General features: G+C 64.4%; 12 protein-coding genes and 2 pseudogenes. 8 read left to right on the top strand and 6 right to left on the bottom strand.

Annotated elements, in window-relative coordinates; genetic code table 11:
• Window positions 1-14: 14 nt before the first annotated feature.
• Window positions 15-2186 (top strand): S9 family peptidase, encoded by a 2172-nt coding sequence (locus tag AC5RU3_RS01245; RefSeq protein WP_493964685.1) that lies wholly within the window; start codon window positions 15-17, stop codon window positions 2184-2186.
• Between the two features lie 5 nt (window positions 2187-2191).
• Here the strand turns inward: AC5RU3_RS01245 and AC5RU3_RS01240 are convergent, their stop codons facing one another.
• Window positions 2192-4033 carry a gamma-glutamyltransferase family protein gene (locus AC5RU3_RS01240; RefSeq protein ID WP_493964684.1) on the bottom strand — a complete coding sequence of 614 codons (1842 nt, stop codon included), beginning with the start codon at window positions 4031-4033 and terminating at the stop codon, window positions 2192-2194.
• Window positions 4034-4218: 185 nt separating this feature from the next.
• Between AC5RU3_RS01240 and paaI the strand changes: the two genes are divergently transcribed.
• The 5 genes from paaI (at window position 4219) to AC5RU3_RS01215 (ending at window position 8564) form a co-directional block, all read left to right on the top strand.
• Window positions 4219-4716 carry a hydroxyphenylacetyl-CoA thioesterase PaaI gene (gene paaI, locus AC5RU3_RS01235; RefSeq protein WP_493964683.1) on the top strand — a complete coding sequence of 166 codons (498 nt, stop codon included), beginning with the start codon at window positions 4219-4221 and terminating at the stop codon, window positions 4714-4716.
• Window positions 4713-6044: a phenylacetate--CoA ligase PaaK gene (gene paaK / locus AC5RU3_RS01230; RefSeq protein WP_493964682.1), complete on the top strand. Its 1332-nt coding sequence runs from the start codon at window positions 4713-4715 to the stop codon at window positions 6042-6044. The genes paaI and paaK overlap by 4 nt, the downstream gene beginning before the upstream one ends.
• 56 nt (window positions 6045-6100) lie before the next feature.
• Window positions 6101-6703, top strand: coding sequence for a TetR/AcrR family transcriptional regulator (locus AC5RU3_RS01225; RefSeq protein ID WP_309072233.1), 603 nt, complete (start codon window positions 6101-6103; stop codon window positions 6701-6703).
• A gap of 58 nt (window positions 6704-6761) precedes the next feature.
• A complete protein-coding gene (locus AC5RU3_RS01220; protein ID WP_458115534.1) occupies window positions 6762-7592 on the top strand; it encodes a DUF427 domain-containing protein in 831 nt (276 codons plus the stop codon).
• A 153-nt stretch (window positions 7593-7745) separates the two neighbouring features.
• The gene (locus AC5RU3_RS01215) at window positions 7746-8564 is read left to right on the top strand and encodes a type IV toxin-antitoxin system AbiEi family antitoxin domain-containing protein (protein WP_493964681.1); all 819 of its coding nucleotides are present in this window, start codon (window positions 7746-7748) and stop codon (window positions 8562-8564) included.
• Between the two features lie 68 nt (window positions 8565-8632).
• Here the strand turns inward: AC5RU3_RS01215 and paaZ are convergent, their stop codons facing one another.
• Window positions 8633-10717: a phenylacetic acid degradation bifunctional protein PaaZ gene (gene paaZ, locus AC5RU3_RS01210; RefSeq protein ID WP_493964680.1), complete on the bottom strand. Its 2085-nt coding sequence runs from the start codon at window positions 10715-10717 to the stop codon at window positions 8633-8635.
• 74 nt (window positions 10718-10791) lie between these two features.
• Here paaZ and AC5RU3_RS01205 point away from each other — a divergent pair, with 74 nt between their 5' ends.
• Window positions 10792-11235 (top strand): PaaI family thioesterase, encoded by a 444-nt coding sequence (locus AC5RU3_RS01205; protein ID WP_493964679.1) that lies wholly within the window; start codon window positions 10792-10794, stop codon window positions 11233-11235.
• A 3-nt stretch (window positions 11236-11238) separates the two neighbouring features.
• Here the strand turns inward: AC5RU3_RS01205 and AC5RU3_RS01200 are convergent, their stop codons facing one another.
• The 4 genes and pseudogenes from AC5RU3_RS01200 to AC5RU3_RS01185 form a co-directional block, all read right to left on the bottom strand.
• Window positions 11239-11997 carry a tyrosine-protein phosphatase gene (locus tag AC5RU3_RS01200; RefSeq protein ID WP_493964678.1) on the bottom strand — a complete coding sequence of 253 codons (759 nt, stop codon included), beginning with the start codon at window positions 11995-11997 and terminating at the stop codon, window positions 11239-11241.
• Window positions 11998-12022: 25 nt separating this feature from the next.
• Complete coding sequence (locus AC5RU3_RS01195; RefSeq protein WP_493965154.1) at window positions 12023-12253, bottom strand: hypothetical protein; 231 nt, start codon at window positions 12251-12253, stop codon at window positions 12023-12025.
• Window positions 12254-12322: 69 nt separating this feature from the next.
• A pseudogene (locus AC5RU3_RS01190) lies at window positions 12323-12385 on the bottom strand (hypothetical protein); the annotation flags it as partial.
• A gap of 71 nt (window positions 12386-12456) precedes the next feature.
• Window positions 12457-13020, bottom strand: a pseudogene (locus AC5RU3_RS01185) (class I SAM-dependent methyltransferase); the annotation flags it as partial.
• Between the two features lie 177 nt (window positions 13021-13197).
• On the opposite strand from AC5RU3_RS01185, the gene AC5RU3_RS01180 reads away from it, so the two are divergent.
• Window positions 13198-14013 carry an SGNH/GDSL hydrolase family protein gene (locus AC5RU3_RS01180; protein ID WP_493964677.1) on the top strand — a complete coding sequence of 272 codons (816 nt, stop codon included), beginning with the start codon at window positions 13198-13200 and terminating at the stop codon, window positions 14011-14013.

Genomic DNA, 14013 nt, shown 5'->3' with positions numbered 1-14013 from the left:
GGCAGGATAGTTTCATGACTCTCACTCCTCCCGTTGCCAAGAAGGTCCTGACCGAGCGCACGCACCACGGCGACACCTTCATCGACCCTTACGAGTGGTTACGCGCCAAGGATGATGCAGAGGTCGTGGAGCACCTCCGGGCTGAGAACGCCTACACCGAAGCGGTTACCGCCGGTCAGGAGGAACTGCGCCACGAGATCTTCAACGAGATCAAGAACCGCACCCAGGAAACCGACCTCTCCGTCCCGGCCCGGAAGAAGGAGTGGTGGTACTACTCCCGCACGGAAGAGGGAAAGCAGTACAGCATCCATTGCCGGGTCCGGGCTACGGACACAGGCGACCTCGCGCGCGACTGGACTCCGCCGGAAGTAGTGCCGGGTCAGCCGGTCGACGGCGAGCAGGTACTGCTCGACGGCAACGCCGAAGCGGAAGGCAAGCCCTTCTTTTCGCTCGGCGGACTCACCGTCAGCGAAGACGGTGCCCTGCTGGCATTCTGCGTGGACAACGCTGGGGATGAGCGCTTCACCCTGCGGATCAAGGATCTGCGCACCGGTGAGCTACTTCCCGATGAGATCCCGAACGTCTTCTACGGCCTGGCGTTCTCGCCGGACGGATCCCAGGTCTTCTACACCGTCGTCGATGACAGCTGGCGTCCCTATCAGGTGAAATCACACCGGCTGGGCACCGCCGTCGAACAGGACGAGCTGGTGTACCAGGAGGATGACGTCGCAATGTGGACCGGGTTCGACCTGTCCGCTGACCGCACGCAACTGCTGATCGGCATCGGCTGCTCGGAGTACAGCGAATACCGCGTGCTGGACCTTGAGAACCAGGACGCCGGCCTCGTCACACTGATCCCGCGATCCGAGCGGGTCCTGTATGAAGCTGAGCCGCTGCGCGTCGAGGGCCGGCTCCACTACCTGCTGACCCACGACCGCGGTGCGAAGAACTCGATGGTGAGCCTTGCTGCCGCCGAGCAGTTCAGCCGCCCGCTGGCCGAGCAGGAGTGGCTGACCGTTGTGGAGCACGACGACGCCGTCCGCGTCCACGGCGCCACCGTCACCGCCACGCACGTGCTTGTGTCGGTGCGCAAGGACACCACCATGCGCGTGCAGATCATGCCCCGGGAGGGCCTTGGAACGCCGGCGCAGCAGCCGGCCATCGAGCCCGCCTTTGATGAGGCGCTCTACACCTGCAACCTCGCCGGTGCCGAGTTCGAGTCGCCCATGATCCGGCTCTCCTATGCTTCCTACTTCACCCCGCCCCGGGTCTATGACTACCTGCTCGACGGCGGTGTCCTGACCCTGCGCAAGGAGACCGAAGTGCGCGGCGGCTACCGCTCCGAGGAGTACGTTGCGGAGCGCCAGTGGGCGCCAGCCACCGACGGGACGCTCATCCCGTTGTCCGTCCTGCGGCGGCGTGACCTTGAGCAGAACGGGATGAACCCCGCAGTCATCTACGCCTATGGCAGCTACGAGATCAGCATGGATCCCGGATTCTCCATCTCGCGACTGTCGTTGCTGGACCGAGGCGTGATTTTCGTCGTCGCGCATATCCGCGGCGGAGGTGAGATGGGACGAACCTGGTACGAGAGCGGGAAGAAGCTCGCGAAGAAGAACACTTTCACGGACTTCGTGGACGCGACCACCCATGTGGCCGAATCCGGCTGGGTCGACCCGGAGCGCATTGCTGCGATCGGCGGATCAGCCGGCGGGTTGCTGATGGGCGCGGTTGCCAACCTTGCCCCCGAGAAGTACCGGGCGATCGTCGCGCAGGTTCCCTTTGTGGATGCTCTGACAACGATTCTGGACCCGGAACTCCCGCTCTCCGCGCTGGAGTGGGAAGAGTGGGGCAATCCCATCACCGACCCGGACGTCTACCGGTACATGAAGGAATACACCCCGTACGAGAACATCCGCCCGACGGCGTATCCCCGCATCGCTGCGGTAACCAGCTTCAATGACACCCGGGTGCTCTACGTTGAACCTGCGAAGTGGGTAGCCCGGCTGCGGGAAGTGACGACGGGCAGTGAGCCGATAGTTCTCAAGACCGAGATGGACGGCGGCCACGGCGGCGCCAGCGGACGCTACGAGCAGTGGAAGGACGTGGCCTGGGACTACGCCTTCGTGGCCGATGCGCTGGGTGCGACCCGCGTTCTTTCGGGGACAGCCAGCGTGATGGGGTAACGCCGTCAGGGCACTCCGACGCCGCTTGCCGTCTGGTTCCGCGGCTCGGCTCCGATCTGCGCTACGGTGCCGTCCTCGCTGAGTTCGATCATGTTGGCTGTGCCGAAGATGCCGACTCCTACCGCGATGTTGTGCCCTCGTGCGCGCAGGTCCGCGATGCCTGCAGGTGGGAAGCTGGTTTCCACATGGAGAATGTTGTCGGCCGGGTGCGGGAAGATTGAGGCCGGGAACGCTGTGCTCACGAAACGCGGCTGAGCGACCGCTTCCTGGGGTTCAAGCCCGAAGGCGACCACGCTCATGAATTGCTGGAGCTGTGCCTGCGGCTGCGTGTCGACGCCGGTATTCCCTCCGAGAAGATACGGCCGACCGTTCCGTAGCACCATGTATGGGTTCGATGTGTGCCGTACTGTGGCACCGGGCGCGACGACATTCACGTTGCCGGGATCCACTGACATGAACTTCATGCGTTCGTTGATGTGGATGCCGGTATCTCCCACCACCAGGAACTGGCCTCCGAGGCTGGTCGTCACCGCCGCCGCGTTTCCCTCGCTGTCGGTCACGTGAAAGGTGGTGGTATCGCTCGACTGCCGGTCCAGTCCGGCCTCGATCGGCCACTCGGCGGCGCTACCCATGTCGATGCGGCCGCGCAGCTGATCTGCGTAATCATCCGACAACAGCTCCTCGACGGGCACCGGCGTTCGATCAGGATCGCCGACGTACGCGAACCGGTCAGCGAAGGCGAGCTTCACGGCTTCAATCTGGCGATGGATCACGTCCGGTTCAGCTGGCGATCTGCCGGACCAGTCCTCCGCTTTGAGGATGTTCAACGCCTGAAGCATCGCGATGCCCTGGCTGTTCGGCGGATTCTGCAGAACCCGGATACCGTCGGCCCAGTCGATCGAGATGGGCGCCACCAGCTCGGCCTCGTACCGGGCAAAGTCCTCCAGTGTGAGGTAGCCGCCGAACTGGTCGGAATACTGCACGATCGCCTCTGCGAGCGGACCGCGGTAGAAGTAGTCACGCGCCGCCTGGATGCCCGCCGCATGACGGGCGGTTGTCTCGCCGGCGGCGGCAGCGCCGTCGTCGTACGCGGTTGCCAGTGCTTCCAGCGTGGCCGCGAGGTCCGGTTGGGTAACTGCCTGCCCGGTAGCGACGAGAGCTCCGTTGCGCAGGTAGAGCTCGCTGAGTTGGGGGCTGTTGCGGATGTCCTGTTCCTGCTGTGTCAGCCAGAAGGTCATCTCCGAGCTGACCGGGTAGCCCGCCCTCGCTATGTCGATTGCGGGCGCCAGAACCTGGCGCAGCGGCAGTTCTCCGTGATCCCGCAGCCAGAGCATCCACCCGTCCCAGGCGCCCGGCAGGATTGCCTGATGCATCCCATACTCGCCAGCCCGGGGCGTGTAGTCCTCGAGCGTCGCCTTGCCCCCCACCGGCCCCACAGCGTTGAGGCTGGTGACGTCCCGGGTGCCGCCGTCGTGGTAGAGCGCCCAGGTGTCGCCGCCGAGCACGCTCGAGTAGTAGGGCTCCACGACGGTGAGGACGGACGCGACAGCGACAGCGGCATCGGCTGCTGATCCCCCAGCCGTGAGGATCGCGGCGCCTGCATCCGTCGCCCGGAAATTCGAGGAGACCACGGCCTGAACCTGGGGTTGCAGTTCGGGCCCAGCGCTCGTCGGGGAGGGCTGTGGGGCGGCGGATGTGGATGCCGGCGGTCCCGGTGGTTCTGACTCCGTGGCCGCGGTTACCGGTGAGGGAGTGCGATCCGGTCCGGAATCCTGGGCTGTGCACGCGGTGACGGTATACCCGGCGCAGAGAACGATGGCCAGGAACCGGACAATCGGGTGCCGCATGTGCGTACCCCTTTCGCGGAGCGACGCTGTGCGGAAAGAATAACAGCGGACACCGCCGACGGGCAGCCCCTTCAATCGCTCGTTGTGTGCTTCATATTCCCCGGAAGAATCCACATCTTCTTGACAGTCAGGGGCGTTCCGGTATTACCTAATGAACGATCGGTAAATAATTCTGAGAGGCCTCCATGAGGGACACTGACGTCCGCCCTGTTCATCCCATGCTGGAGAAGGACTATGCCTCCCAGTGGCTCGGCGTCGAGGTGCTGCACTTAGGCGACGGGCATGCCACGGCCACCATGCGGGTACGCGAGGAAATGCTCAACGGCTTCGGCATTGCCCACGGCGGAATGATCTTCGCCTTCGCCGACACAGTGTTCGCACTGGCCTGCAACCCTGTCAGCGAAACGGAAACCATAACGGTTGCATCCGGCGTCGACATCAATTTCCTGTCCTCAGCGCTGCCCGGCGAGATGCTGACCGCCGTCGCCACTCGAACCAGCGCAACCGGGCGCAGCGGCATCTACGACATCACGATCACCGCGGGCCAGGACGGCGGCGCGCCCGATGCGGAGCGCACTGTCGCCCTCTTCCGTGGACGCTCGCGAACCGTCCCGAACCGCCGGAACCGAAACCTGACACCAACGGGAAGCCTGCCCGACTCTTCCGAATCGAGGAACGCATGACCACCACCGCCATCAAGGCGACCGCTGCCGACCCCGCCACCCTCGATCCTGAGGAGAGCTACGACCGGGGCAGGATCGAGGAACTGCAGCTTGAACGCCTGCAGTGGACGGTGAAGTATGCCTACGAGAACGTGGACCTGTACCGCCGCAAGTTCGACGACGCCGGCGTCCACCCCGGTGACCTTCGGGAACTTTCGGACCTGGCGAAGTTTCCCTACACCACCAAGGAAGACCTGCGCCTGACCTACCCCTTCGGAATGTTCGCCGTCCCGCAGGAGCGCGTTGCGCGAATTCACGCCTCATCCGGCACCACCGGACGTCCCACCGTCGTCGGCTACACCTCCGGCGACCTCGACCGTTGGGCGACGCTTGTTGCGCGCTGCCTCCGTGCGAGCGGGGTCAAGAAGGGCGACAAGGTCCATAACGCGTACGGATACGGGCTCTTCACGGGCGGACTCGGTGCACACTTCGGAGCCGAGAAGCTCGGCTGCACGGTGATCCCCATCTCCGGCGGCCAGACCGAACGCCAGGTGCAGCTCATTCAGGATTTCCAGCCTGACGCAATCCTCAGCACCCCGACGTACCTTCTCACCATCCTCGACGCGATGGTGGGGGCCGGAATCGATCCGCAGAGCACGTCGCTCAGGACGGCGGTTCTGGGCGCTGAGCCCTGGACGAACCAGATGCGCCAGGAGCTTGAGCATCGCATGGGCTTTGATGCCTGCGACATCTACGGACTATCCGAGGTGATGGGCCCTGGTGTGGCAGGTGAGTGCGTTGAGACCAAAGACGGTTCGCACATCTGGGAGGACCATTTCCGTCCAGAGATCATCGACCCCTTCACCGATGCAGTACTGGACGACGGCCAGCCTGGGGAGCTTGTCTTTACTTCCCTCACCAAGGAAGCGCTCCCGATCATCCGTTACCGTACGCACGATCTGACCCGATTGCTCCCCGGCACCGCCCGACCGGGTATGCGCCGCATGGACCGCATCACGGGACGGAGCGACGACATGATCATCCTGCGCGGCGTCAACCTCTTCCCGACCCAGATCGAGGAGATCGCGCTACGTATCCCTGCGCTCAGCCCGCACTTCCAGTTGGAGCTCACACGCCCTGAAGGTCAGCGCATGGACCAGCTGACCGTCAGGATCGAACCGCGGGAAGGCGTCAGCGCCGATGAAGCAGCCGCGGCGGCGTCGGAACTGAGCCAGCAGATCAAGATCCACATCGGGTCCAGTTGCGCGGTGTCCGTCGTCGAAAGCGGGTCGCTGGCGCGCTCGAGCGGGAAGCTGCGGCGCATCTACGACCTGCGCCCGAAAGCCTGACCCCCAGTGTTCACGGTGGCGCTGTCTGACCGAACGTTCGTGCGAAAATAGCCGGTATGCCCAGTTCACAGGCCGCTACCCGACGCGGACGACCCGGATACGACCAGCAGACCGTGCTCAACATCGCCGTTGATGTCTTCAACCGGCACGGTTATGAGGCGACCTCAATGGGAGTCCTCGCCGACAACCTGGGCATCAGCAAGTCAGCGATCTACCACCACGTGCCATCGAAGGGTGACCTGCTGCGGCTTGCCCTCGACCACGCCCTCGGCGGGCTCGAGGACGTACTGACTCATGCGGAGGCGACGTCCGGCAAAGCGGACCAACGGCTCGAGTACGTCTTGCGCGGTACGATCAACGTCCTGGCCGAGCGGCTTCCCTTCGTGACTCTCCTGCTGCGGTTGCGCGGCAATACGGAGGTTGAGCGCGAAGCCCTTGAGCGCCGTCGTGCGTTTGACCACCAGGTTGCAGCGCTGGTTGAGGCTGCCCGGTCCGAGGGGTCCATCCGCAAGGACATAGACCCACGGACCACGACGAGGCTACTGTTCGGCACGATCAACTCCGTTGTCGAATGGTACAAGCCAGGGGGTCCGCTGACCCCGGAGAAACTCGCAGACGACGTCATCGCGATGGCGTTTGAGGGTTTACACCACGTCTGACTATCCCCGGGGAAGCGGCGCGCTTGACTGATGCGCATCCTGAGCGGACGCTGATGCTATGTCCGTCAAGCTCTCCGACACCATGCTGGGTATGCTCTCCGATCTTCGGTATGAGCCCACGTCGAAACGGGTTCGGGGTGACCTCGGTGAGACCACGGTCATCGATACCCGACGGGCTTTGCTTGTCTGGGAGCCGAAACGGGTGACGCCGATCTTCGCGGTGCCGGAGGAGGATCTCCGGGCGGAGCTGTCTGCCGCCATGTCAGGGCACGAGGCGGGCGAAGAATATCCGGTAGCGATCATGCTCGAGGGTCCGCCGGTCCTCGACCCGCGGACGCCCTTCAGCCGGCACACCACCACGGGGACTCCCCTCACCATCACCGCAGCCGGCGCCGTCCTGCCGGGCGCGGCATTCCGCCCGGATGACCCTGCGCTGGCTGGATATGTGCTGCTCGACTTCGATTCCCTGAGCTGGCGCGAGGACGACGAATCGATCATCGGGCATCCGCGTGACCCGTTCCACCGCATCGATATCCGCGACTCCGCTGACCGCATCACCGTACAGATGGACGGCATCACACTCGCGGATACGTCCCGCGCCGCCGTACTGTATGAAACGCTCCTTCCCCCGCGGCTCTACATCCCGCCCGAGGACGTGAGGTTTGATGCGCTGGAGCCAAGTGCAACCACGACTGTCTGCCCTTATAAGGGCCAGGCAAACTACTTCTCCTACCCAGGCTCGCCGAAGGGGAAGGACGTCGCATGGCAGTATGATTCCCGCTTCCCCGACGCAACGCAGATCCATGGCCTGGTGTGTTTCTTCAACGAGCGCGTCGATGTTCTTGTCAACGGCGAGCCCCAGCCGAAGCCCGTCACCCCCTGGTCCTGACCTCCCCGGTCCCGTCAAAGGCGCCTCGTCAGCGGGATTGTTCGGACTATCCCGCTCAACATCTTCCGTGGACGGGATCTCCCGTTGAGACAGATGTCCACATAGGGCCATCTCCCCCACCACGGTTGGGCACTCGCACCGAGCATGGATGGCATGGACATCGTGCGTGAGGTTGCAGGAAAAGGTGGCGTGGCCCGTCGACGAGAACTCGAGAAAGCGGGATTCAGCGGTCACGAGATCCTCAAAGCCGTCCAGGATGGACGGCTGAGCCGTCCGATTCGCGGAGTGTACGTGACGCCCGATGCAGACCCTGCACTCTTGGCCGCTGCGTGCGTCAAAGCCGAACTTGCATGTGTGAATGCCGCTGAGAGACTGGGCCTCTGGATCCTCACAAAGCCTCGCTTTATCCACGTCTGCGTTGATCATGGACGTCCCCTCGAGGGAAACTTCCGGGTACACCGCTCGGCGAAGCAGCTGACGCCGCTGGACATTTGCCTGCAATGCATGCGATGTCTTCCGGAGCTTGAGGCATTGTGCATGGTGGAGTCTGCCGTAGTGAAGCGGCTTGTCACGCTCCAACAGTTGCGCAGCCGTACGGGTGGCGCACGGGATCGTAAACTTCGACGCATCGTGGGGATGATCGACCCGCACTCGCAATCGATCCTGGAGACAGCTGCGCGATACCGCCTGAAGGCCGGTGGGTTTTCGGTACAGACGCAGGTCTACGTGAAAGGCGTTGGGCGTCTCGACTTATTCGTGGAGGGCATCCTAGGCAGTGAAGCCGACGGCAGAGAACACCACACCAATGCGAAGGAGTTCGAGGAGGACAGGCGTCGCGGGAACGTTCTAATGCTCAATGGGACGCCCATGCTGCGGGCGACCTACGAATTGATCGTCAACCGACCGGAGGAGTTCATTGAACTGGTTCGACGAGGGATTGCGAAGTACCGTCCCACCAAAGTTGCAGGTTGACTGGGATTGTCCGGACTATCCCACCGAACGCTCATGTTCGATGGGACTGTCCGGACAGGAACGCCGGCCTACTTCTCGACGAGGGTCAGGACGTCGTACGTCGCGACAATCTCGTCGTTCTGGTTCGTCAGCACCGCGTCCCAGGCCACCTCGCCGTACTCCTCGTCCTCGCGCGGCGTGATGCGCTTCGCCGTCAGGGTCACGCGGATCGAGTCACCGGCGGCGACGGGCGTGATGAACCGCAGATTCTCCAGCCCGTAGTTGGCGAGGACCGGTCCCGGCGCAGGTTCCACAAACAGGCCTGCACCCCACGAAAGCAACAGGTACCCGTGCGCCACAATCCCCGGGAAGAACGGGTTCGCTGCAGCGGCTTCTTCGTTGGTGTGGGCGTAGAACTTGTCCCCGGTCGTGTTCGCGAACGCGGTGATGTCCTCCAGGGTTACCTGGCGGAGATCGGAGCGCACTGCGTCGCCGATGCGTAACGTTCCCAGGTTCTTCCGGAACGGATGCTCCTCGTCGAAGTTCCGGTCAGCTCCGGTGTGCCAGACACCGGTGATGGCGGTCAGCATGTTCGGTGAACCCTGCAGGGCTGTGCGCTGCATATGGTGCAGCACGGACCGGATGCCTCCGAGCTCCTCACCGCCGCCGGCGCGTCCCGGCCCGCCATGGACGAGATGAGGCACGGGCGACCCATGCCCTGTCGAGGACCGTGCATCCTCGCGATTGAGCAGCAGCACCCGGCCATGGTGGGCAGCAATGCCCGTCACCAGCTCGCGGGCAATATCCGGGTCGTTGGTGCACACGGTCGCCACCAGCGAGCCCTCGCCCATGGCCGCCAGACGGACCGCGTGCGCGACGTCGTCGTACCCGACGACCGAGGCTACAGGGCCGAAAGCCTCCACCGTATGGAGCTCGACGGCGTCAGCATTCTGCCAGGTGAGGAGCACTGGAGCCATGAACGCGCCGTCCTCAGCGACATCCACGGTGCCGTCGGCGTGGGTTACGCGGGGGGAGTCGAGGGTGCCATACGCAAGCTCTCCGCCCGCAGCAAGCATGGATTCGACAGCGGCCCGTACGCTGCGCAGCTGCTCCACAGAGGCGAGCGCCCCCATGGTCACACCTTCGGCGCGCGGGTCACCGAGCGTGACGCGCTGTTCGATGCGTTCGCGGGCGGCAGCAACGACGTCGTTCACCAGCGCCTTCGGAACGAGCGTCCGGCGGATACTGGTGCACTTCTGGCCGGCCTTGACGGTCATTTCCGTGACAAGGGACTTGATGAAGGCGTCGAATTCGGGGGTGCCCGGTACGGCATCCTCGCCAAGGATTGCCGCGTTGAGGGAGTCCGTCTCGGAGGAGAAGCGCACACCGCCGGTGGTGACGTTCTCATGTGACTTCAGCCGGTTCGCCGTCGACGCTGAGCCCGTGAACAACACGAGATCCCGGTAGTCGAGGTGGTCCAGGATGTCGCGGGCAGGACCGGAAATGAGCTGCAGCGATCCCAGCGGAAGGAGGTTCGACTCAATGATGAGCTTGACGACGGCGGCCGTCAGATACCCCGTCGGAGTTGCAGGCTTCACGATCGTGGGCACGCCGGCCAGGAAGGCGGGCGCGAGCTTCTCCAGCATCCCCCAGACCGGGAAGTTGAAGGCGTTGATCTGGACGGCGGCTCCGGGAATACGTGTGTAGATGTGCTCTCCGATGAAGGACCCGTCCTTCGACAGCACCTCCACCGGCCCGTCGATGACCACCTGCGCGTTGGGCAGTTCCCGCCGCCCCTTCGATCCAAAGGTGAAGAGCACGCCAATGCCGCCGTCGATATCCACCATGGAGTCGATCTTGGTGGCACCGGTGCGCGCGGACAGCTCATACAGGTGCTCCCGCTGCCCGTTCAGGAACTGCGCGAGGGCCTTGAGCTTGAGGGCGCGCTGGTGGAACGTGAGCTTCCCGAGCTCCTCCTGGCCCGTTGTGCGCGCATAGTCGACGACGTCGGCCGTGTTGAGCCCACTGGTGCTGACCAGGGCGAGCATCTCGCCGGTACTGGCGTCACGCACCTCGCTGGCGTTGTCCTCGGAGAGGGTGTGCTGGTCGGGGGTCCACCAGGCGTCGCGGATGAAGCTGGGGACGATGTCCACGCTGAGGGCGGTCGAAGTCATCGTTGACCTTTCGCGTTCGGGAGCTCAAGAAACATTACTGAACGGACGTTCGGTAATATGTCCAGAGTACATGAATGCCCGATCCCGCCACACCCCACAAGGAGCCCAAAGTGACCGTCGAACCCTGGCAGATTACCCTCGGCGAACTCGACGAGAAGATGGGCGTGAAGATCCTCGAGCAGTCGGTCGAGCGGGTCGTCGCGACCATGCCGGTGGAGGGCAACCGCCAGTCCTTCGGCCTGCTGCACGGCGGCGCGTCACTGGCTGTCGGAGAGGCCGTCGGCTCCTGGGCGGCCGTCATCCACGCGAGCACCCTCGGCAAGACTGCCGTGGGCGTCGACGTCTCCGCCACGCACCACAAGTCCGCCCGCAACGGCACCATCACCATCACCGCCACGCCGATTCACCTGGGGCGCACCCTCACCACCCATGAGGTGCTGATCACCAACGACGACGGCGGCCGCCTCTGCACCCTGCGCATCACCAACCTGCTGCTGGAGAAAAAGCCGGAGAACTAGGTCCTATGAGGCCAGCCGCGCCCGGACGGCCTCTATGTCCTCCGCCGAAAGCCCCGCGCTCCGGAGATACGACTCCGCGTCAAACCCCTCAAGCAGATCGAGCAGGTGGGCTCGGGCGCGTGAAATCCACTCCTGCAACTGCTCGGGTGACTTCGGCTGCTCTCGCGGCCGCTTCTGGGAACGGTGGTGTTCATTGATGCCCTGCACGGCGAGCGCATAGTCATCCGCTATGTCCTCCGGTGGTACGCCCATGAGTGCAAGCAGCACCGCGGTCACCATGCCGGTGCGGTCGCGCCCCGCCGCACAGTGCACGACGACGGCGCCCTCCGCTTCCGCAATTGCCCGCACCACCGCAGCAATCTTCCCGGGCCAGCGGTGCAGGTTCTCCCGGTAGTACTCCGGCGAGTTGAGGTAGGGACCGACCAGTTGCATGAAGTCCTCATCCGACTGGTCCTCCGTCGGGCAGTTGAGCACCCGGAAGCGGTCCAGGACGGAGGTGTTCAGCACGGGGTCGGTATCGCGCCGTCCCCGCTCCCCGGGGTTCCGGAGGTCGATCACGGTGCGGACGCCGTCGTCGTAAGCCTGTTGCCAGCCTGCATCGGTGAGCCACTCGTGCCTGCCCATCCGGTACAGCCGTCCACGCCGGATTTGTGGAGTGACCCCGCCGAGATCCCGGGCGTTGACTGCACCCTCCCAGGCGACGTTCCGCGAGGAACCGATACGCCCGACGTCGTCCAATTCGTCCCATTCGTCCAAGGTCATGGTTCAGGTTAGCGAGGAAGGACGCTTACGGCACCAGTTCGTAGAAGCGAAAGAAGCCGAAGCCCTCGATCGGCAGGATCCGGACGTCCGAGAACCCGGCATCGGCAGCGTACCGGCGCAGCGTGGCCGGCCGCATGACTGTCCCGGTACCGGCGCTGTCGGGGTGGGCCATTCCGTCGGGCAAGCAGATCAGCAGGCTGAACCCGTACATCAGGCGCTCCACCTCATCGCCCGGCGGAGCGAAGGCTTCGGCCACCGCTTCATCCATGACGACGACGGTGCCGCCGCTGTGAAGGGACCGCCGGGCCGCCGCGAGCACGTCCACCGGGTAGGGCAGATCGTGGATGCATTCGAAGGCGAAGACCACGTCGAACTGCTGCTCGGGCATTCCGGCGGCGTCGACCACTGGAACCGGGCGGTGCTATCGACACGTGAGGCGTTGCTGCGGGCGAGCTCGATTGATGCCTGGTCGATGTCGAACCCAGTGATCTGGGCCGCAGGGAACGTTCGGGCGAGTGCGATGGTGGACCAACCGGCCCCGCAGCCGATGTCGGCGACGGACGCTCCCTCCCTCTGCAAGCGGGTCACCAGGTCCGGCGCCTGCCGCAGCGCGCCGGCGAGTTCGTGCTCGAACCAGGGCCGGTTCATGTCCGCCTGGGATTCCCTCGCGTCCGGGCCGAACTCGGACCAGCCGACACCCGTACCCTCGCGGTACGCAACCTGAAGAGCCGGAAGCTGCACGGCCGCACCCGCAATCATCCGGGCCAGCGGGGCAAGGTAGTTGAGGCTGGTGGAATCGGTCAGTACCTCCGCCGCCCCGGCAGGCAGCGTGAAGCGGCGGGCGTCGCCGTCGCCGTTTGCGGTCAGCAGGCCTGTGGTGGCCTGCTGCTCGAGCCATTCGCGTGCATACCGCTCGGAGGTACCGGTGCGCTCCGCGAGTTCGGTGGACGAAGCAGGACCGTCTGATGCGAGGGCGTTGTACCAGCCGAGCCGATCGCCGAGGTGGATGGCAAGCACGTCCATGGTGCCGAGGGCCGCGTTGAACACGCGCTCGGCAACGGCCTCTGCGTCAGGTTCGGAAGCCACGTTTCCTCCGTGATTGAGGTTCGTTTGAACCTAGGATGGACCCGCGGGAACGGGGTGACAAGGAGGAGTTGCAGCCCTATGTTCGGGGCGGACGATAAGGAGTATCTTGAGCCAATGAAACACTTACGAATTGCGGCCAGCGCACTCCTGGCGTCGGGTCTCGTTGCGGGTTCGTCCATTCTGCCAGCGTCGGCAGGCGACCGCGGATCTCTCGACTATGTCGCCCTTGGCGACTCGTACGCGGCCGGTGTCGGGGCCGGCTCCTTCGGAGTCTGCGGCCAGTCGCCGCTCGGATATCCCGGCTTACTGGATGAGCGGAAGCAGATTGAGCTGACGGTCAATGCGACCTGCGGCGGCGACACCGTGGCGGCGGTCTTTGGCGAACTCGGCGCCCTCGATGCCGGTACTGAGTTGGTGACGCTGACGGTCGGCGGCAACGATGTCCAATACCTCAACATCATTTCTCTCTGCGTTCAGAGCCCTAACACCTGCGAGCAGACCGTGAACGGGGCGCTATTCCTTGCACAGCGTGATCTCGCCCCCGCGTTGGCGGCGCTGTACCGCAACATTGCGACTGCGGCTCCGAACGCCGAGGTAGTGGTGACGGGCTACCCGCATCTGTTCTCACCGGAATTCGGTAACGCGATCACACTTCCCATCATCAATCCGGCTACCGGCCAGCCGTTTACCCTCAGTACCGCCGAGCAACAAACACTCAACGACGGCACGGACGTGCTCAACGAGATCATCCGGACTCAGGCGACACTTGCCGGCTTCACCTACGTCGACGTCGTCAAGCGGTTCGACAAGCACGGTCTCGGTTCACCGCAGCCCTGGATCCAGCCCTTCACGGACCCGAGCGCCCTCCACCCCAACGCTAAGGGCTACAAGAACGGGTACCTTCACGAGATCCGGAACGCCCTCAACTAG

The sequence above is a fragment of the Arthrobacter sp. MDB1-55 genome, from assembly GCF_059092925.1.
Note: the sequence above shows the minus strand (reverse complement) of the source record. Positions and strands in the feature narration are given on the sequence as shown.